Origin of the sequence: Kitasatospora sp. NPDC097605 (assembly GCF_040302725.1) — a bacterium.
Lineage (GTDB): Bacteria > Actinomycetota > Actinomycetes > Streptomycetales > Streptomycetaceae > Kitasatospora.
Map to the genome: position 1 here is coordinate 366062 of NZ_JBEOSF010000003.1, position 19842 is coordinate 385903.

17 protein-coding genes, 1 tRNA gene and 1 pseudogene are annotated in these 19842 nt (G+C 72.7%); 8 read left to right on the forward strand and 11 right to left on the reverse strand.

Annotation, left to right across the window (positions count from 1 at the left end; genetic code table 11):
• Positions 1 to 47 precede the first annotated feature (47 nt).
• The 7 genes from ABTX81_RS05400 to ABTX81_RS05430 all read right to left on the reverse strand — a co-directional run bounded on the left by ABTX81_RS05400 (position 48) and on the right by ABTX81_RS05430 (position 7676).
• Positions 48 to 1148: a hypothetical protein gene (locus ABTX81_RS05400; protein ID WP_350541637.1), complete on the reverse strand. Its 1101-nt coding sequence runs from the start codon at positions 1146 to 1148 to the stop codon at positions 48 to 50.
• A gap of 474 nt (positions 1149 to 1622) precedes the next feature.
• Positions 1623 to 2405 (reverse strand): MerR family transcriptional regulator, encoded by a 783-nt coding sequence (locus ABTX81_RS05405; protein ID WP_350541638.1) that lies wholly within the window; start codon positions 2403 to 2405, stop codon positions 1623 to 1625.
• A gap of 84 nt (positions 2406 to 2489) precedes the next feature.
• Positions 2490 to 3704, reverse strand: coding sequence for a hypothetical protein (locus tag ABTX81_RS05410; RefSeq protein WP_502892709.1), 1215 nt, complete (start codon positions 3702 to 3704; stop codon positions 2490 to 2492).
• 168 nt (positions 3705 to 3872) lie between these two features.
• Entirely contained in the window at positions 3873 to 5156 is a 1284-nt protein-coding gene (locus ABTX81_RS05415) for an LPXTG cell wall anchor domain-containing protein (RefSeq protein WP_350541639.1), read from the reverse strand.
• 311 nt (positions 5157 to 5467) lie between these two features.
• Entirely contained in the window at positions 5468 to 6352 is an 885-nt protein-coding gene (locus tag ABTX81_RS05420) for an NAD(P)-dependent oxidoreductase (protein ID WP_350541641.1), read from the reverse strand.
• A 140-nt stretch (positions 6353 to 6492) separates the two neighbouring features.
• Positions 6493 to 6906: a YunG family protein gene (locus ABTX81_RS05425; RefSeq protein ID WP_350541642.1), complete on the reverse strand. Its 414-nt coding sequence runs from the start codon at positions 6904 to 6906 to the stop codon at positions 6493 to 6495.
• A 206-nt stretch (positions 6907 to 7112) separates the two neighbouring features.
• Positions 7113 to 7676 (reverse strand): GlcG/HbpS family heme-binding protein, encoded by a 564-nt coding sequence (locus ABTX81_RS05430; RefSeq protein ID WP_350541643.1) that lies wholly within the window; start codon positions 7674 to 7676, stop codon positions 7113 to 7115.
• Between the two features lie 268 nt (positions 7677 to 7944).
• On the opposite strand from ABTX81_RS05430, the gene ABTX81_RS05435 reads away from it, so the two are divergent.
• The 6 genes from ABTX81_RS05435 (at position 7945) to ABTX81_RS05460 (ending at position 14817) form a co-directional block, all read left to right on the forward strand.
• Positions 7945 to 9183 carry a sensor histidine kinase gene (locus ABTX81_RS05435; protein WP_350541644.1) on the forward strand — a complete coding sequence of 413 codons (1239 nt, stop codon included), beginning with the start codon at positions 7945 to 7947 and terminating at the stop codon, positions 9181 to 9183.
• A 22-nt stretch (positions 9184 to 9205) separates the two neighbouring features.
• The gene (locus ABTX81_RS05440; protein WP_350541645.1) at positions 9206 to 9850 is read left to right on the forward strand and encodes a response regulator; all 645 of its coding nucleotides are present in this window, start codon (positions 9206 to 9208) and stop codon (positions 9848 to 9850) included.
• Positions 9851 to 10287: 437 nt separating this feature from the next.
• Entirely contained in the window at positions 10288 to 10938 is a 651-nt protein-coding gene (locus ABTX81_RS05445) for a TetR/AcrR family transcriptional regulator (RefSeq protein WP_350541646.1), read from the forward strand.
• 181 nt (positions 10939 to 11119) lie between these two features.
• On the forward strand, positions 11120 to 11458 hold the full coding sequence (locus ABTX81_RS05450) for a hypothetical protein (protein ID WP_350541648.1): 339 nt from the start codon (positions 11120 to 11122) through the stop codon (positions 11456 to 11458).
• Between the two features lie 182 nt (positions 11459 to 11640).
• Entirely contained in the window at positions 11641 to 12420 is a 780-nt protein-coding gene (locus ABTX81_RS05455) for a hypothetical protein (RefSeq protein WP_350541649.1), read from the forward strand.
• 117 nt (positions 12421 to 12537) lie between these two features.
• A complete protein-coding gene (locus tag ABTX81_RS05460; RefSeq protein WP_350541650.1) occupies positions 12538 to 14817 on the forward strand; it encodes a hypothetical protein in 2280 nt (759 codons plus the stop codon).
• Positions 14818 to 15002: 185 nt separating this feature from the next.
• On the opposite strand, the gene ABTX81_RS05465 is transcribed toward ABTX81_RS05460, so the two are convergent.
• A tRNA-Gly gene (locus ABTX81_RS05465) sits at positions 15003 to 15076 on the reverse strand.
• A 278-nt stretch (positions 15077 to 15354) separates the two neighbouring features.
• Between ABTX81_RS05465 and ABTX81_RS05470 the strand changes: the two genes are divergently transcribed.
• On the forward strand, positions 15355 to 15576 hold the full coding sequence (locus tag ABTX81_RS05470) for a hypothetical protein (protein ID WP_350541651.1): 222 nt from the start codon (positions 15355 to 15357) through the stop codon (positions 15574 to 15576).
• Positions 15577 to 15658: 82 nt separating this feature from the next.
• Positions 15659 to 16234: a dCTP deaminase gene (gene dcd / locus ABTX81_RS05475; protein ID WP_350541652.1), complete on the forward strand. Its 576-nt coding sequence runs from the start codon at positions 15659 to 15661 to the stop codon at positions 16232 to 16234.
• 74 nt (positions 16235 to 16308) lie between these two features.
• Here the strand turns inward: dcd and ABTX81_RS05480 are convergent, their stop codons facing one another.
• From ABTX81_RS05480 to manB, 3 genes and pseudogenes are all read right to left on the reverse strand, one after another.
• Entirely contained in the window at positions 16309 to 17199 is an 891-nt protein-coding gene (locus ABTX81_RS05480) for an alanyl-tRNA editing protein (RefSeq protein WP_350541653.1), read from the reverse strand.
• Positions 17200 to 17323: 124 nt separating this feature from the next.
• Entirely contained in the window at positions 17324 to 18307 is a 984-nt protein-coding gene (locus tag ABTX81_RS05485) for a Yip1 family protein (protein ID WP_350541654.1), read from the reverse strand.
• Between the two features lie 150 nt (positions 18308 to 18457).
• Positions 18458 to 19531, reverse strand: a pseudogene (manB, locus tag ABTX81_RS05490) (mannose-1-phosphate guanylyltransferase); the annotation flags it as partial.
• Positions 19532 to 19842 lie beyond the last annotated feature (311 nt).

Here is a 19842-nt window from a genome sequence, read left to right on the forward strand (position 1 = left end):
CGGGCCGCCCGGGCCCGGTCGGGTCGTCGTCGGCGCGTGGCCGGCCGTCAGGAGGTCAGCGGCACCTGCGCGTACCGGGGCGACATGGCCTGGCCGTCGACGCTGTGGCCGACCGTCAGCTGCAGGCCCGAGCCGGCCTGCCAGCCCGCCGGGACGTTGACCCGGAACCAGTAGACGGCGGTCTCCCCGGGGCGGAGCGCCCGGGAGAGCCCGGCGGTGTCCAGCCGGACCAGGCCCTCCGCGTCGAGGGCGCCCTTGAGGCGGAGCCACTCGCCGTCCACCAGCGTCTCGGCGATCAGGTCCTCGGGCACCAGGCCGTGCGTGGTGTACCCGCCGCGCAGGTCGGTGGCCGCCAGGGCGGGGGCGACGGTGTGGCCGGCGAAGCCGTCGACGTTGGCCAGCTCCATCCGCACCCAGGACGAGACCTTGCCCATGGTCGCCTCGGTGGGCCTGCTCAGCGAGACCCCGACCGGGTGGACCACCGTCACGTTCACCCGGGCCAGCGTGCCGCCCACCCGGACCGCGTCGGCGCCGCGCCCGGTCCAGCCCTCGGCCGTGATCGGCAGCCGCCCCGACATGCCGCCGGCGGCCAGGGTCAGCCGGTAGCGGACCGTCCGGCGCTCCCCGGGGTCGAGCGCGAAGGCGCCCTGCTGGGGGCCGCTGCCCACGCCGGCCTGGTCCAGCCGGACCTCGCGCCACTCGTCGAGGTCCTTGCGGTCGAGCATCCCCTTGGCTGTCGTCCCCGGACGGGCGACGGCGTCCGGGTAGTCGTACGGGAGCACCCGCACCACCGGGACGACCTCGTCGTAGCGCTGCTGGGTGGGGTTGGTCCAGGTCACCTCGAAGTCGAGGTAGCCGCCGTCGGCCCGGGTCTCCCAGGTGCCGGTGAGCGAGCGGATCGAGACGTCGAGCTGCTCGCCGACCGCGCTGGGCGGCACCGGCTCCGGCCAGACCGGGGAGCCGCCGGACCTGAGGACGGACCCGGCCGCCGGGGACGCCGGGCGGCCGGGGGTGGAGGCCGGACCGCCGGGGGCAGGGGTGGGGACCGGCGCGGCGGCCGAGAACCCGGCTGGGAACCCGGCCGGAAGTATCGCGCCGAACACCGGGGCGGAGTCCTCGGCCACCGGCGCGACCAGCGACGACCTCATCCCTCCCACCGTGGCCGGGTCCTCCGGATCCAGCGCCGTCACCGTCACCGTCGCCGCCGGCCACGGGGCCTGGCCCGGTCCCCGTCCTTGGCCCGGTCCCTGTCCTTGGCCTTGGCCCGGACCCGCCGCCCGGGCCGGGCCGACGCCCGCGACGGACTCGACCGCCTCGACGGGAAGCAGCGCGTAGCCGGCCGCACCGGCGACGACGGCCGCCAGCGGAAGGGTCCTGACGAGAGACCGGACAGTGGACGGGCGCATGGTGGGTTCCCCGTGGTAGTCGGACGCTGCCTGTGCGGCGAGGCCCGCCGCCGGCTCGGTCGAACCCGCGCCGGATCGGCCCTCACCCTTTCAGACGCCCGAGTCCGCCCGGGGTTGTGGGGTGTTCGAAGAAAATTTCGCCCTGGCTGGAACCATCGCACTCATCGGTATCCGGCCGACACCCGTCCACCCGTCCACCCGTCCACCCGTCCGCCGTTACGCCTTCCCGCCGGTGCGGAGGTCCGCGTTGGCGAGCATGGCGTCGTGCAGCCACCGGGCGAGGCCCGGGGCGAGGTCCTCGTAGACCTTCGTGAAGCGCGGGTCGGCGAGGTACATCCCGGCGATGCCGCGGTGGATCTCGAAGGTGCAGTCGTAGAAGTTCCCGCAGATGTGCTGCCGGTGCGCCTCGGCGAGGTCCATGGCCGGGCCGCCATCGGCGGGCTCGCCGGCGGTGAAGACCTCGACCAGACGGGCGTTGAGCGCGTCCGTCCCGGCCTTGACCCGCTCCCAGTCGGCCTTGTCGTAGCCGCCGGTGCGGCGCTGGGACTCCGCCCAGGCCGCGGTGTCGCCCCAGCGCTGCTCGGCCTCGGTCTCCCACTCCTCGCGGTAGCCCTCGCCGAAGAACTCGAACTTCTCCTCCGGGGTCAGCCGGATACCCATCTTCTCTGCCTCCAAGGCGTGTTCGACGGCCGCGGCCAGTTTCCGGAGATGGGCGATGCGGTCGGTCAGCAGCTGGTGCCGGCGCCGCAGGTGCTCCCTCGGGCTCACCGAGTCGTCGTCCAGAACGGCCGCGATCTCCTCCAGGGGGAACCCGAGTTCGCGGTAGAACAGGATCCGCTGCAACCGGCCGAGGTCGGCATCGTCGTACCGGCGGTAGCCGGCCGACGTGCGGCCCCGGGGGGACAGCAGGCCGATCTCGTCGTAGTGGTGCAGGGTCCGGACGGTCACCTCGGCGATCTTCGCCACCGCGCCGACCGAGTACCCGTCTCCGGTGTTCATCCGGCTTCTCCCTCCGTGCTGACCACGACCCTCCCTCCTCCCGCTGCGTGAGGGTCAAGCCGTGTCCCCCCGCGCCTCCGCCGGTCAGACGGCGGCCGGCTCGCGTTCGGTGCGCCGCCGTCCGTCGGTCCGGCCGGCGGCCTGCCCGGGCCCGCGCCGCCGTTGGGTGGGCCAGAGCAGCACGTACCCCGCCGAGAGCACCACGAAGGCGAGCCGGACGAAGCCGCGCGCCGCGTCGGACGGCAGGAACAGCGTGCCCCCGTAGAGGGCGGCCAGCGCGATCCAGCTCCACCACGGCACCAGCCGCCGCTGCCCGACCGTGTCCCAGAGCAATGTGCCGAGCAGGATCGACGCGGAGTAGTAGGTGTAGACGCTCGGGTCGAGCAGGATCCGGGCGTCCGCCCCCAGCAGGACGACGGCCGGCCAGCGGCCGCGCCAGACCGCCAGGGTGCCCAGGGCCAGGCCGAGGGCGAACTGCGCCGGGCGGTCCCACCACGGCGTCGCCGGATCGGTCACCCCGAACCAGCGCAGCGCCGAGGCGGGCTGGTTGGGGATGGTGAACGTGGCGGCCGCCATGGTGTCCAGGTCGCCGAGGTAGAACGGCAGCCAGGCGACGGCCACCAGCCCGGCGAACCAGAGCACCGTCCGCGGCCACCTGGCCCGGGGCAGTGCGAGGATCAGCGGCGCGAACGCCAGCGCCCACGGTTTGGCGTCCACCGCCAGCGCCAGGTACACCCCGACCCTGGTGGCCCGGCCGCGGCTGACCTCGTGGGCGGCGAGGGTGGTGAAGAACAGCGCCAGCACGTCGTCCAGGTGCGCGAAGCGGACCGACACCTCGACCCACATCGGGATGAACGCCAGGCCGGCGATCAGCAGCCGCTGCTGGAGCCGGCGGTGGTTGGTCCCGGTGCCCAGGTAGTGGCGGGCGGCGGTGCGGCCGACCAGCACCAGCATCGCCAGGCCGAGACCGGACATCACCGCCTCGGCCAGCAGTTCGCCGGTGTGCGGCGGGAACGGGGCGAAGAGCCGCGCCACCACCAGGCTGACCGGGCCGATCTGCAGCTCGGGGTGGTGGGCGTAGAGCGCCAGGCCGCCGTCCGGCCGGTCGCTGAAGAGCAGTTCCTCGCCCTGGCGCAGGTAGTGCCAGGAGAAGCCGCCGCTCGGCTCGACCAGCAGGAACCAGAGGACCGTCCAGGCGAGCAGCAGCACATGGTGTCTGCGGACCGGCAGACCCGCGATCCGGCCGGTGGCGGCCCCGTAGTCCGTCCCGCCCCGCCCCGCGTGCCTCGACCGTCCCACCGCCGAGCGCCCCGCGCCCCGTCCCCGCACCCGTTACCTCGCCCGCCCCGTGTCGGCCCCCTCGATGGGCATCCTAGGCACCCGCGGCCGCGGGAACGGACACCGCCCGTGTCCCCGGGTGGGCCGGGGACACGGGCGGTGGGCGTCGTGCGCGCGGGCGTCGGCGGGTCAGCCCTGCTGGGCGGCGCGACGGCGGCGGAGCACCACCAGGGTGCCGACACCGGCCGCGAGCACGGCGCCGCCGGCGATCGCGATGACGGTGGTGTCGTCACCGCCACCGGTGGTGGCCAGCGCCTTGTCCGCGTTGGAGCGCGCCTGGACGACCGCCTCCGGGGTGATCGGCAGCGGCGCGATGGCCGGGACCTTCACCGGGAAGTCGATCGGCTGGCGGACGCCGGTCCCGTCCTCGCCCTCGGTGTCCCCGGGGGCCGGGGTCGTCGGGGCGGTGGTGACGGAGGCGCTCGGCGAGGCACTCGCGCCGGACGTCGTCGTCGCAGTCGGCGAGGCGCTCGGCGACGCGCTGCCCGACGGCGACGCGGTCGCCGACGGCGTCGTGCTGGACGTGGCGGACGGCGTCGCGGTGGCGGACGGCGTGCCGGTGGCCGACGGGCTGGTGCTCGTGCTCGGCGTGGCCGTGGCGCTCGGGCTGCCGGTCGGGGTCGCGGTGGCGGACGGCGTGCCGGTCGCCGAGGGCGAGGTGGTGGCCGACGGGCTGCCGGTCGGCTTCACGGTCGGGCTCGCGCTCGGGCTGGTCGGCTTGGTGGTGCTCGGCGTCGCGGTGGGGCTCGGCTTTCCGCCCCCGGCCACGATCCTGAAGCGGTCGCCGCACGAGCCGTCACCGACGAACTCGCCCTGCCCGGACGGGTTGTTGCCCTCCGCCTTCGCGGCGAAGACCACCGGGACGACGCCGGCCGTGCCGAGCGGCGCGTCCTTGGTGACCGAGACCCGCACGGTGACGGTGAGGCTGCTGCCCTTGGTGACCGCGAGCAACGAGTTCTTGTAGTCGGGGAAGCCCCCCTCGATGAGCTTGGCGAGCAGGAACAGCACGCCGTCGTCGTCGCCCTCGCCACCGCCCGGGGCGGGCTTGGCCGGCAGCCAGGTCTTCGACTTGTCCAGCGACTCGGGCAGTTGGTACTCGACCTTGAGGTGCTCGCCGCGCAGCGTGCCCTTGGGGTTCTTGAACTTGAGCAGCGGGTAGTAGACGAAGTCCTGCTTGGTGTTGTTGTCGACGGTGAAGTTGAACAGCTTGCTGTCGCCGCCTGCGGCGAAGGTCCGCGGCACCCCGTCCAGGGACAGGTCGAGCGCGCGGGGGCTGACCTTGTCGGCCTGCGGCGCGACGGCGGCGGATCCGGTGGCGGCGGCCACCGCGCCCTGGGCGCCGGTCAGGGCCATCGAGGCGGCGAGCGCGGCGGCGCCGGCCAGGGCGAGACTGCGAGGTATGGAGAGGGACAAGGGAGACCTCACGAGAGTGTCCGGGCGCGGCCCGGGGGCGCGAAAGGACCAGGCGGCCGTTCGAGCCGCGATCCCCCCGCGAAGCTGAAAGTCCGACGGAGACTACCGAAGTCCCCGGCGGTGCCGGAAGGCGGGTGCCGGTTTCCGGCGGCCGCGCGCGAAATGCTGTCCGGTTGGCCCAACTCTGCCCCGTGACAGGGGTTTTGTTCCCGTCCTCACGGTGGCGCGGGGGTGGCCGGCAGCGGTCCGCGGGGCGTGCCGGGGCCCGAACCTACGCCGTTCCCCGGCCCGTCCCCCGGTCCCCGTCCCTACTACTCCGGGAGCCCGGCCCGACGCCGGGCGACGGCCGCGACCGCGGCCCAGTCCTTCTCGCCGTCCCCGTGCGCCAGCGCGTCCAGGAAGGCGTCCCGCAGCACGCTGCCGAACGGCAGCGGCACCCGCGTCGCCGCGCCGGCGGAGAGCGCGAGGTCGACGTCCTTGAGCCCGAGCGGCAGCTTGAACCCGGCGGGCTCGTAACGGCGTTCGGCCACCATCGAGCCGTACCCGGAGTAGATCGGCCCGGGGAAGAGCGTCCCGCTGAGCATCTCGATCAGATCGGTCGGCCGGACGCCGTTGGCCTCGGCCAGGCTGCACGCCTCGGCCATCGACTCGATCGCGCAGGCCAGCAGGAAGTTGGTGCTGATCTTGGCGGTGTTGGCCTGGCCCGGGCGCTCACCGAAGTGCCAGACGCGCCGGCCCATCGCGGCGAACAGCGGCTCGACCGCCGCCAGCGACTCCGCGCTCCCGGCGGCCAGGATGTTGAGCTCCCCCGCCTCGGCCACCGGCGGGCGGCCGAGCACCGGCGCGGCGACGTAGCCGATGCCGTACTCGGCGTGCAGGGCCTCGGCGCGCTCGGCCAGGGCGACCGAGACGGTGGCCATGTTGACGTGCACGCCGGCCGTGGCGGACTCCAGCAGGGCCGGGTCGAGCAGCAGCCGCTCCACCGCGTCGTCGTTGGCGAGCATCGAGACGACCACGTCGGCCGCGAAGGCGTCGGCCAGGCCGTCGGCGGCGCGGGCGCCCCGGGCGACCATGGTGGCCACCGCTTCGGGCGAGCGGTTCCAGACCCGGACGGTGTGCCCGGCCTTCACCAGATTGGCGGCCATGCCCTGCCCCATGGCGCCCAGTCCGACGAAGCCGACCGTCATCCCGCTCATCGCGCACTCCCGCTGTCGCCCGGCGGCCGGAGCGATCGTCCGGCCACGATCAACCGACTGTACGTCAGACCGCGGGCGGGCCCGGTCGCCGGGCCGCCGTCCGGCCGACCCGGCGGCCCGGCGACCGCCGCCCGCCCCGGTCAGGCGGCCGCGGCGTGCCCACCGTCCGCCGAGCCGGCCTCCAGACGGGCGAGCACCCGGTGGCGCAGCAGCTGGTACTGGGCCTGCAGCCGGCCCGGGCGCTGCGGGCGGGCGACCGGCCGGCCGGGGCCGACCCGCTCGTCCGGGCCGAAGCGCGAGCGGGTCATGTCGACCTCGGCGCCGGCCGCGGACCGGTTCCACCAGTGCAGGTCCGTCCGGACCCCGCCGGTGTACACCTCGCCCATCATCAGCTCGCCGCCGAGCAGGTCGTGCACCACCAGGGCGGTCGCCCGGCACTGGCCGTGGGCGGGATTGTCGGGACGCCAGTGGGCCTGGTCCTCGGGCGCGCAGGTGTCGACACCCCAGGAGGAGCGGATCGCACGTTCGATGTCGTTGAGGGTCCACGCCGTCATAGCGGGAAGCCTGCCACGCGGCACCGACAGCGGCAGCGGCTTTTCGGCCACGGACCCCGATGTTCTGCGGCGAGCCGCGTGACCTTCACCCGTACGGGGAGGCCGCCGGGGGCGGCGGAGCGCGCCGGGGCGGTCGGGGGTCCGCCCCGGCGCGCGGCCGGTGGGCGCCCGGCGGGCGCTGCTCGATGGGCCCTACCCCCGGAGCATCACTTGCCGAGCGCGTCGACGCCCGCCTGCGCGAACTGCTCGTCCAGGTCACCGCTGGGCGCGCCCGCGACACCGATGCCCGCCACCGGCGCGCCCTTGGACTGCACCGGCGCACCGCCGGCCAGGAACAGCGTGTCCGGGATGTCCTTGAGGTTCGGGGTCTGCGCGAGGCGCTTGGTCAGCTCGGAGGTGGGCGCGTTCCAGGAGACCGCCGTGAACGCCTTCCGCACCGCCGACTCCGGCGACTGCGGGCCGGCGCCGTCGCCCTTGAGCAGCACCCGGGTGACACCGTCGCGGTCGACCACCGCCACCGAGACGCGCTGGCCAGCCTTGGCCGCCGCGTCCAGGGTGGCCTGGGCGGCCTTGGTGGCGGCCTCGATGGTCAGGCCGGTGCTCTGGGCGAGGTTCTTGTTCTGGGCGTCGGCCTTGACCGCGGCCGTGGTGACGGCCGGGGTGTCGGTGGCCTCGGCGCTGGCCGAGACGGCACCGACGGTGGCGGCGGCCAGGGCGGCGGCGGCGACGGTGCCGGTCAGCACCTTGGCGCGAACGGAGGTCTTCTTCATGGTCCGGCTCCTCGTCGGATGGCGGTGGTGGGGACGGATTCGATCCTCCGTTCCAGGCCCCCCGCGCCACATCGGCGGTCCGGACACCGCGCCCGGGCATGATGGACGACGGGCCCGTCAGCCGATCGGTTGATGCGGCACCGGACCGGACGGGTCACCATCGAAGGATCGCCGCAGCCCGGACGGGCCGCCACGGGCCGCCACGGGCCGAACGGCTTGTACGGCGCCGGCGGCGCGCAGAGAGCGGACAGAGCGAGGAGCGGCCCCGATGCACCACCCCGGCCCCCTCCTCCCCTCCTCCCCGGCCTCCCCCGACCCGGACGCCGGCCGGCTGGCGGTGCTGCTCGACTCCGCGTTCCTCCTCCTGCTCGCCACCTCGCTCAGCCGCTTCCTCACCCACCACCCGGGCAACCCGCGCATCCCCCTGGTGCTCGGCCTGAGCATCGCCCTGGCCGTCGTCCAGCCGGTCGGTTCCTGGCTCGCCCACCGCCGCCCGGCCGCCCCCGGACAGCGCCGCCGCCCCTGGCCGCTGGTCGCGGTGACCGTGCTCTGGGTGGTCCTGGTGCTGCTCGCTCCGAGCTTCGCCTGGTGCGCCGTCCCGCTCGTCTACACGGCCCTGCGGACGCTGCCCACGCCGGCGGCGATCCCGCTGGTCGCGGCGCTCGCCCTGCTGGTCACCGTCGGCGAGGCCCGGCTGCCGGGCCCGGTGGACGCCAACCTCGTCCTGCTGCCGCCCGCCGTCGCCGCGCTGGCCACCGGCGTCTTCCTGTACATGGAGCGGCAGGCCGAACGGCAGCGCGCGCTGATCGCCGACCTGGTCCGCACCCGGCGCGAACTCGCCGCCACCGAACGGCGGGAGGGGACGCTGGCCGAGCGCGAACGGCTGGCGATGGAGATCCACGACACCCTCGCCCAGGGCCTGTCCAGCCAGCAGATGCTGCTCCAGGCCGCCGACCGCACCTGGGACGGCGACCCGGCGACCGCCCGGGGCCACGTCCGCACCGCCGCCGAGGTGGCCGCCCGCAACCTCGCCGAGGCCCGCCGTTTCGTCCACGACCTCGCGCCCGCCGAACTCGCCGACGGCCGCACCCTGGACCAGGCGCTGCGCTCGCTCGCCGAGCGGGAGTCTTCCGAGAGCGGGCTGCCGGTCCGCTTCCACCTGGACGGCGCGCCGGTGCCGCTGCCGGCGGCCGCGCAGTCCGCGCTGCTGCGGATCGCCCAGGGGGCGCTGGCCAACGTCCGCGAGCACGCCGGGGCGTCGGCCGCCGCGCTGACCCTCTCCTTCCTCGGCGACCAGGCCGTCCTGGACATCGCCGACGACGGCCGCGGCTTCGCCCCCGCCGCTCCGCCGTCCTCGTCCCCCTCCCCCACCGGCCGCGGCCACGGCCTGCCGGCCATGCGCGCCCGGCTGCGCCAGCTCGGCGGCACCCTGACCGTGGAGAGCGCCCCCGGCGAGGGCACCGTGGTCTCCGCGGCCGTCCCGCTCACCCCCGACCGCCGTCCCTAGTCCCCAGGCCTGGAGCCGTCCGATGAACCCCACCCCCGCCCCGTCCCCGGTCCGGCTGCTGGTCTGCGACGACCACGCCGTGGTCCGGGCCGGCCTGCTCGCCCTGCTGGCCAGCGCCGGCGACATCGAGGTGGTCGGCGAGGCGAGCAGCGGCGAGGAGGCGGTCGAGCTGGCGGCCCGGCTGGCCCCGCAGGTGGTGCTGATGGACCTCCAGCTCGGCGACGGCATCGACGGCGTGGAGGCCACCCGGCGGATCACCGCGGCCCCGAACGCCCCGCACGTCCTGGTCCTGACCACGTACGACACCGACGCCGACATCACCCGGGCGATCGGCGCGGGCGCGACCGGGTACCTGCTGAAGGCCGAGCGGCCGGAGGAGCTGTTCGCAGCGGTGCACTCGGCCGCGCAGGGGCGGACGGTGCTCTCGCCGCCGGTCGCCTCCCGGGTCATGGCGCAGATGCGGGCCCCGGCACCGCAGCTCACCGAGCGCGAGACGGACATCCTCGCCCAGCTCGCCCAGGGGCTCGGCAACCGGGAGATCGCCCGCGCGCTGTTCATCAGCGAGGCGACCGTCAAGACCCACCTGGGCCGGATCTACGACAAGTTGGGCGTCGACACCCGGGCCGGCGCGGTGGCCGTCGCCAAGGAACGCCGCCTGCTCCGCTGATTCCGACATTCCGTTCGGATTGTCGCAGTCCGAACGAACGTCCCCGCCCTCGCCCCGCCGCCCCTCCCCGCCCCGAACGACCAGCCCCGACCGGCCCTTTCGCCGCTCGGTCGGCCGCCCCTTGCCATCCGGAGAACCGTCCCCGATGGTGGGAGGTTCATGAAGAAGACCATTGACAAACCAACCATGCGGTTTGTTACCGTAATGATCAACGACGCCCCACCTCAAGGGGGCTTGCCGGGCCTGTGCGGAGCGCTCTCGCCGGAGAGCGGCGCCAGGGGGGACGGCGGGAGTCCGGGGCGATCGGGGGGAGCGGCGAGGAGCCGCGCGTCGACGCGGCGCGGAGCGGGTCCGGGGGGACTCGCTCCGCGCCTCCCTGTCTCCCGGCCGGTAAACTGCACCGAGTAGTGCAACTCACCGAGGAGGGGACCCGCCCGATGAGCACAGCGAACCCGGCACCGAGCACCGGCTCACGCCGCATGCCGGAGAAACGCCGGGCCATCGCCCGCGCGGCGAGCACGGTGTTCGGCCGCGAGGGCTACACCCGGGCCAGCGTCGACGCCATCGCCACCGAGGCCGGTGTCTCCAAGCGCACCATCTACAACCACTTCGGCGACAAGGAGAAGCTCTTCCTCTCCGTCGCCCTGGAGACCGCGGGCGAACTCACCGAGATCGTCGCCGGCCTGGCCGACCGTCACCTCCACAAGATCGTCGACCTGGAGGGCGACCTGGCCGCCTTCGCCGTCGACCGCGCCAGGGCCGTCCTGGCCGCCGGCGAGCACTACGCCCTCGGCCGCACCATCCGCGCCGAGGCCGGCAACATCCCGCCCGACGTCCTCGCCGCCTGGCTCGCCGCCGGCCCCCTCGCCTCCCAGCGCGACCTCGCCGACCACCTCGCCCGCCTCGCCGCCCAGGGCCTCCTCACCCTCGACGACCCCGACCTCGCCGCCACCCACTTCACCCTCCTCACCTTCAGCGGCGCGGCCGACCAGTCCTTCTACGGCGCCGTCCCCATCTCCGACACCGCCCTCCACACCACCGTCACCACCGGCATCCAGGCCTTCCTCCGCCTCTACCCCCGCCCCTGACCCACCACCCCGGACAACACAAAAAGCCGCAGGTCAGATGACCTGCGGCCCTCTCGCCTTCAGCGGCTCTACCACTCGTCATAAATGCCTCGCAGAGCGAGCTGTGAGGACTATTTCCACCGAAACCGTTCTCCCGCAAGGGCGTTGACAACCACGGCTTAACTCAGTTGAGTACTACGTTATGGACTTCACTGTTATAGCCCACGCCGTCGAAGTCGATCACGGCATCAAGCGTTTCTCGATGCGCTTCATCAAGCGCTACGCAGCACCCGACCGGGCACGACTCAGCGCCGACCTGTGCGAGCAGATCACCCAGGAGCTTGAGACCCTCGGGCTGATCACTCTGCCCCGCCGCCTTCCCACCTCGGAGCTCGAGTACGTCTTCGTCATACAGAAGGAGAGCCCGCTCGGCGAGGCCGTGATCATCGCAACCGCCGTCGCGATGATGGACAAGCTGGGAACGCCGGTACTGCCAGGGCTGCACGACCGATTTCCCGGCGTGCAAAGCCATCTGACATAGGTTTCGGCCAGAACTGAGTCCAGTACCAGCCAACCGAGAGGCCCTCAGGCATATCTTCAGACTCGGTCGAGCTGACCGCTCTAAAGTCGCTCGCACGCCACACAGAGCACAGGCGGCGTATCGGTCCCGGTACTGCGCCAGGGCTGCCCTCCCTACAGCTGCTGGCGTAACGGAGTTACCGAATGACCCTCAACGAGCAACGTGGCGCCCGCCCCCACGCCCAGGTGATCGTTCCAAGCTTCGAGGATTTCGCCTTCACCAACTTCCCAGCGCCATCCCCCTCTCCCCTGCCGAACAGTGTGTACTTCATTGACGACTCGGGAAATAGGGACATATCAGCATTTGGGTTCATACGAGTGCCGCAGATAGACGGATGGGCCACGGCCGACGCCGCCTGGACAGTGTTCCTGAAGGAGCTGGAGCTCAACCCGCACTTCGTCTACACACCCAACTACAAGCTGCACGCGGTCGATCTATTGGCCGGTCGAGGGAGGCTGCTGCATCCGGCGGGCGGATCCGCCCCCACCCCTCGGCAGCGGAACGAGGTCGCGACGATCGTTCTGCGCGGCCTCCGCACGCTGTCCCAGGTACCGAATCTCACTGTCGGTGCCGTCTACCGGCGTGGCGCGACCCGCGAGGATCTCTATGCCGACCTCGTGGACATGATCAACAACCGGCATGCGCTGGCCGGCAGTTCATGTCAGCTGATCGTCGATGGCAACGGTACGGAACAGGCGCTGCGATCGGTCCACGACCGACTGCCCACCGACCGGCGGCACGTCCTGGGGGACCCGCTGCTCGCCCCCGCACGGAGTCTTCCCCTCTTGCAGGCGGCCGACTTCGTGGCACACACCGCATACCAAGCCGCCGTCCAGCTTCCCCATCGCGCGTTCATGTCGCACTGGTACCGCCAGGTCTTCCCGGAGCCAGAAGCCCTGCTGGATCTCGGAGAGTTCCGCTGAAAGGTCCGGGCCCCCCGCGCGTGCAGGGAGCCCGGGTCGGACCTGGTGATCCGGAGTTCGGGCCAGGACCGCATCTGAAGTTTCCCACACCATCTGTAGCTCCAGACCGGAGGATGCATGTCCAGTCCCGAATTTCTGTCCGCGACGCTCTCCTGGAAGGGCGAGATGGTCGCGGTCTCGGGCATCGAACGCACCCTGCCCCCGCCGCCCGCCAGCTCGACGCACAGCGAAGTCACCACCGCCGGCCTCGCCAACCTCCGCGCCTCGCTGCCCGCCGATGCCTGGCGGGCCGTGGCCCGCGCCGTGATCAATCCGGAAGGCGTGGCCGTGGTGCTTCGGCCCACAGTTCAGGAGCCCGGCGGCCTCCTGATGGAGGAGGCCGTCGAAGGCGCCACGCTTCGGACCCTCACCTCGCGGATCTGGCTGAGTGAGCTACTGCCCGGCATCCAGCCCCGGACGGGGATGGAGGTGATGGAGGTCCCCGACCCCCAGGTGGTGGGTACGACCGATGGTGACGCACCTTGTGCGGTCGTGCGCTACCACTACCGCGACCTCAAGCACCTGAAGGACTACGTCCGGCAGACCATCCAGAGCACCCTGGCCCTCAACAGCTACGCGGTCTCCATCCTGGGGCGTAAGGTAACCCGTCCACTGATCACCCACCCGGTGGAGTTCACCTTCGAAGACGGCACCGAGCCGTTCTACGCCCTCGTCGTGCGGGACGGCATCACACGTCTCGCCAGTGCGTGGGCCGTTCTCGCCGGCCCGGAGGCCGAGGGTGTCGACGTCGCTGACCGGATGGTGGAAGCACTGTTCGGACGGATCTCGGGCGGATCCACCACCGACGGAAGCACCTTGGGTGACCGGCTTGCCACGAATCGCGAGCAGTGGCGCCGCACGCTGACGACCGAGTTCAATAAGGCCCTCGCAGGGCCGGAACCAGCTGACCGCGGGATACACATCGCCCAGACCTATGTGGTTCCCGCCCAGATAGCGGTCGGCGCCGAGGCGCACCCCGGCCAACTACTGGCCCCAGAAGACATCTTCGACGACGCCATGCGCTCGATCCTGGCGAGCGTGCACGTCGAGTTCAAGGCATGGGACTCGGCGGCCCAGAATGTTGAGGTGGCCACCCGGGCACTCAAGCGCGTCATCCAGCTCGGCGACGCGTCCGTGCAGAAGGAGGACCTGCAGGTCGTCTACGGCCTGGCGGTCGGCCGTACCGTCCCGGAAGACCTTCCCAAGGTATACGGCCTGCGCCAATTGCCGGGCACCGCGCTGTGGCGCGGAATCCAACTGGTTCATGCCTTGTCCCGGCCTGAGCTCTACGAGCGGCTCAAGGACCAGTCGAAAATCATCAAGGGCGGCTCCCGCATGAGCGCCAAGGGCTTCGCCGAACTGCTCGGTCCGATCATCGATCTGCCGTGGCGCACCGCCAAGAAAGCCGTCTCCAAGCAGGCGCGCAATGCCTGGGGCAACGGCGGCGTGCTCACCCGGGAGGTGCTCAAGGAGTGGGAACCGGCTCTGACCGATGACTTCACCACACTCATCGCCCCCGCCATAGCGGGCAATATAGATGCGCGCTGCACCCTCGCAGTGGCCGGCGGCATCGCGCTGATCGCCGACAAGCTGCTCACCCGTAACGTTGGGTCGGCCCTGATGGTCGCCAAGGAGAAGGGCGGCGTACCTTTCCGGTCCGATGTCCACCTGGTCATCGAAAACCTCTCGGCCGAAGGCAACGAGCTCGGTTTCTGGACTCTGGCACTGACCGCCAATCGGTTCCAGGCCGACGCACTGCCCGAAAACGCCCAGTCCGTACGCCAGTTCATTCGCCGGGAGCGGACGGAGGAAGACCGCCCGGCATACGTCCACCTCAAGGTCGACCTGGAGCAGCCGGACAAGATCGCCCGGGACGGTAACGGCGTCCCGGTGCCATTGTTCGAGTGGGACGTCGTGTGGGCCTCCGACCAGGAGCGCGCCAGTATCGCCTACACGGAGCAGCAGCGGCGCAACATGCCGTCGGCCGAGCCCGCCGACGATGAGGCCCAGCCAGCCGCCGGGAACCAGGAAGCCAGCGGTGTCGACGTCAATCGGGCAGAACCGGCACCTGGGGCTGCCTTGTTCATCGAACCCAGCGGAGAAATCCCTAGCAGCCGAAGGGCCGCCGACTACCGCCGCACGCTGCGCTCCGCCCTGGAGAACGCCCGGATCAGCCTCGATGGCCTGGCTCAGATCGACAGTACGGCCGGCAGCTGGCCGCCGGTCATCGAATCCGCCGACTTCGATGCCCTTCGCCACTCATTGCTCGACCTGCAGACCGACCTGGAGAACCTCCGGCGCAATATTCAAGGCGAGGACCCGGTCCACCCTGCGGAGACCGAGCAGGACGAGGACTGAATAGGCTGACCCGTTCGGTTTCACCTCCGCCCAGGCGCGGGTGAAACCGAACGGGCCGGCAATCCGGCGTCCGTGCTCAGCCGAATCAGTACCACCGAAGCACCCAGGCGCGGCTCGACCAACCGCACTCATCCGGATCGAGACAAACAAAAAGCCGCAGGTCAGATGACCTGCGGCGTTCACAATGGAGCGGGCGACGAGAATCGAACTCGCGCTCTAAGCTTGGGAAGCTCATGTTCTACCATTAAACTACGCCCGCCTGATGAGCCGTCAGAGACCGCTCGATCTGTCCCTCACTGTACCCCATCCGTGACGGTGGTTGCACAGGTGGGTGGGGGGTGTGGTGGAGGGGCGGGGGGTGGGGGCGGAGGCGTACTGTGTGGGCCGCGTGAGAGTGCCCCGGCGGGTGGGGGCGGGGCGGCGAGCCTTGGTGTGAGATGTCCGGTACATCCCCTAATGTGACGCTGGTCCCGGGGGCTCCGCCGTTCGGGGCGACGAGTACGGGTGAGTACTGGGGTAAGGATGGGAAGGGGACCGATGGAGCAGCGCGCCGTCGTTCGTTGTGCCGAGGGGCACCTGTTCAGCACCACCACGTTCCCGATGCAGAACCTCGGGCCCGGCCGGCTGGGGCCCGGTCGGCTGATCAGGTGTCCGCAGTGCGGACGGCTTCGGAGCTCGGTGCTGGCCGATCCGCGGGAGCTGTCCGAGCCGCAACTGGCCCGGGCGCTGCGGCTGGAGGCCGCGGAGTTCCTCGCCTGACGAGGGCGGACACGGGAGAGAAGTGACAGGTGCGGCCCCGGGCGATTCGTCCGGGGCCGCGTCGTGCACGTAACCTCGAGACGTGCTGCTCTCTGACAAGGACATCCGGACCGAGATCGACAACGGCCGGGTGGTGATCGACCCGTTCGACCCCGCGATGGTCCAGCCGTCGAGCATCGACGTGCGACTGGACCGCTTCTTCCGGGTCTTCGAGAACCACCGCTACCCGCACATCGACCCCTCCGAGGAGCAGCCGGACCTGACCCGGCTGGTCGAGCCGGAGGGCGACGAGGCGTTCATCCTGCACCCGGGCGAGTTCGTGCTGGCGTCGACCTACGAGGTCATCACGCTGCCGGACGACGTCGCCTCGCGGCTGGAGGGCAAGTCCAGCCTGGGCCGGCTCGGGCTGCTGACGCACTCCACGGCGGGCTTCATCGACCCGGGCTTCAGCGGGCACGTCACGCTGGAGCTGTCGAACGTCGCGACGCTGCCGATCAAGCTCTACCCGGGGATGAAGATCGGGCAGCTCTGCCTGTTCCGGCTCTCCTCGCCGTCGGAGCATCCGTACGGCTCGGAGCGGTACGGCTCGCGCTACCAGGGGCAGCGCGGTCCGACGCCGTCCCGGTCCTACCTGAACTTCCACCGCACGCAGGTCTGAGCGGCGCGCGGAGGACGAGGAGCACACGGCGCGGGCGGTCACCCCTGGGGAAGGGGTGACCGCCCGCCGGTGTGTCAGGCCCGCTTCGGGCGGGTGACGGCGACCAGCTCGCTGCCGTCCTCGGAGAGCCGCAGCTCGGTGCGGAGCTCGGCCAGCTCACCCAGGTGGTGCAGGTGGGTGCCGCCGCAGAAGATCTGCGCCGCGCCCTCGGGCAGCTCGCAGTGCCACTGGCGGCGGGCGGTCAGCTCCGGGCCGGGGACGTCGACGCGCACCGGGGCGTCGGCGGCGACCCAGGCGGCCAGCCGGCGGTTGACGGCCTCGGTGAGCCCGGGCAGGGCGTCGGCGAGGGCCGGGAGGTCCTCGGTGGCCTCGGTGGTGAAGCCCTTCTTGCGCAGCGACTTGCCGAGCCGGTAGGTGTCGGTGCTCGCCTCGGTGTCCATCACCGAGCTCGCCATCGCGAGGCTGTCGAAGTCCGGGTGGCCGAAGGCGTCGGCGCGGCCCGGGTCCTTGCGCCAGCGCGGCGCGAGCGCCTCGTTGAGGGCGAGGGCGAGCAGGTGGCAGCCGCTGTGCGAGGCGCTGAGCGCGGCGCGGCGCCCGGCGTCGACGGTGAGGACGGCGGTGCGGCCGACGAGGTCGCCCGGGTCGGCCGCGAGGACGTGCAGGACCAGCCAGGACCACTCCTCGTCGCCCCGCCGGACCGGGATGTCGGCGCCGGCCAGCGGTGCGCCGCCGTCCGGGCCCACCGCGCCGGTGAGGCAGTCGACGACGGCCAGCTCGACGCCGTCCACGGTGAGGGTGCCGAGGTCGGCCGGCTGGTCGGGCCAGGTGTGGTCGAGCGGGTGGAACGGGGTCGCCCCGGTGACCACGGCGTAGCGGCCGTCGTCCAGCGGGTGCACCGCGAGCACCGTCGACTCGCCGGTCACCGCCCCGGCCGGGAAGCTGACGTGGGTGGTGGGGAGGGTCATGCCTGGCTCCGTGCGGGTGAGGGTGGACGGACGTGGTCGGGACAACGCGACGGGCCCCGCGAGGCGAGGCCCGTCGTCCATTGTCGCCGAGGGCCGCCGCGCGGCGGCGCGGCCCCCGGGCCGGTCAGCCCAGGGTCGGCAGCTTGATCAGCACCAGCAGTGCCAGCAGCTGCAGCGCGGCCGCGCCGGCCGCCTTGCCCCAGGGCAGGTCGTGCACCCGGCGGACCATGCCGGCCAGCAGGTAGCCGCAGAGCAGCCAGGTGGCCCAGCCGACGACCTGGACGAGCAGGTTGTCGGCGGGCAGCACCAGGGCCAGCAGCAGCCGGGGGGCGTCGGTGACCCAGCCGATCAGCACGGCGAGGCCGACCGTGGACTGCCACGGGCCGTCGCCGCCGAACTGCCGGGCCAGCCCGTACGTCACGGCGCCGAGCATGGCGCCGGCCAGGGTGAAGCCGACCGCGGCGGCGAGCATCGCGGTGAGCGCCACGGTGAAGGTCGAGTTGACCACGTCGTCGCGGGTCAGGCCGATGCCGAGCACGGCGAGGGCGCCGTACAGCAGGGAGACCGTGACGGCGGGGAGCCAGACCTGGTGGTCGCGGGTGCGGTCGAAGATCGCGGTGGGGGTGCGGAACAGGCCGGTCAGCAGCTCGCGCCAGCTCGGCCGGGGGCCGGTGACCTGCGGCGCGGACTGGCCGCCGGCGCGGTAGACGGCGACGTTGTCCTGGCCGTACCCGTCCGCCTCCGGGGACGGGGGCGGGGACGGATACGGGTAGGACGGCTGCTCCTGCCCGTACGGCGCCCGGCCGTAGGAGGACGGCTCGCCCGCGTACGGGTCCGCGCCGACCGGGAAGGCCCGGGTGTGGCCCGGGTGGTCGGCCGCGTACTGGTCCCGGTGCGGTGCCTGCGGACCGTGCGGGGCCTGCGGAGCGCGCGGACCGTACGGGTCGTACCCGGGGTAGGGGTCCTGGGGCCCCTGCTGCGGGCCGGTGAAGTACTCCGGCCCGTCCGTCGGCCCGTACCCCCCGGGCGCCGCCTGCTGCTGCGGGGGCGCCGACCACCCGCCACGGGGGTCGGCGCCCTGACCGCTGTCGTATCGATTGCCAGCCACGTTCCGAAGGTACCCGCCCGGCGGGCACCCCGGCGGCCCGGCGACCGCTTTGCAGCGAGCCTGTGACGCCCGGGACTACCGCCGCACGCCGACCTTCGGCCCGTGCACCGCCGCCGCGGCGCTGGTGCCGGCCGGACACCCGCCCGGGCCGGCCGAGGTGCGCACGGCGCCCACCGGCAGCAGCGTGCCGCAGGCGATCCGCACGCCGTTCGGCAGCTCGTTGTCGGACTCCACGACCGCACCGTCGCCGATCACCGCGCCGTCCAGCGCGGTGCGGTCGCCGATGGTCGCGAAGGCGCCCACGATCGAGTCCTTGACCAGGGTGTCGGGACCGATGACGGCGCCGGGCAGGATCACGCTGCCCTCGACGATCGCGCCGGCCTCGACCACCGCGCCCTCGGAGACCACGGTGCCGCCGCTGAGCACCGCGCCGTGCCGCACGGTCGAGCCGGGCAGCAGCAGCGCGTCGCCGGTCGGGCCGGGGACGGCGGGCGAGTCGACCTTGCCGAGCACCAGGTCGGCCGAGCCGCGCACGAAGGCGCCCGGGGTCCCGAGGTCGAGCCAGTAGGAGGTGTCGACGACGCCGCGCAGCAGCGCGCCGGTGGCCAGCAGCTCGGGGAAGGTCTCGCGCTCGACGGAGACCTCGCGGCCGGTCGGGATGCGGTCGATGACCGAGCGGGTGAAGACGTAGCAGCCGGCGTTGATCTGGTCGGTGACGATCTGCTCCGGCGTCTCCGGCTTCTCCAGGAACTCCAGCACCCGCCCGTCGGCGTCGGTGGGGACGAGCCCGAAGGCGCGCGGGTCCTCGACCCGGGTGAGGTGCAGGGTGACGTCGGCCCCGGCGGCCACGTGGCCGTCGCGCAGGGCGGCGATGTCGACGCCGGAGAGGATGTCGCCGTTGAACACCAGGACCGGTTCGTCGGGGCCGCAGGTCAGCCCGGTGGCCGCGTTGCGGATGGCGCCGCCGGTGCCGAGCGGCTCGCGCTCGGTCAGGTAGACCAGCTCGATGCCGTAGGGCGTGCCGTCCTGGAAGTGGTCCTCGAAGACCTCGGCGAGGTAGGAGGTGGCGAGCACCACGCGGGTGACCCCGGCCGCCGCCGCGCGGGCCAGCTGGTGCGCGATGAACGGGACGCCTGCCACCGGCAGCATGGGCTTGGGGGTGTGGGTGGTCAGCGGACGCAGTCGCGTGCCCTTACCACCGACCAGCATGATCGCCTCGGTCATGGTCTGCGCTGTTCCCCTTGTGCTCTCTGCGGCCCGGCCCCGCGGGCCGATACCTCCGTCGGTGTGCTGTACGCCGTTCCGGGGGCCGGAACGGATCGACCGGCTCGCGGCCGGTCCGGCGCCTACTGTATTTCCTTCCGACAGCCCGGCCCCCCGGCGGCCCGGTGCCCGGCGGGCGCTCCGCCGCCCGCCCCCGTGGCCGCCGGAGCCGAAAAGCCCGGCCCGGGCCGCAGAACTAGGCCACTGAAGGATAGGGTAACTCTCATGCTAGAGGCGAAAGATCCAGTTCTACTGGACGAGGCAGGACCATA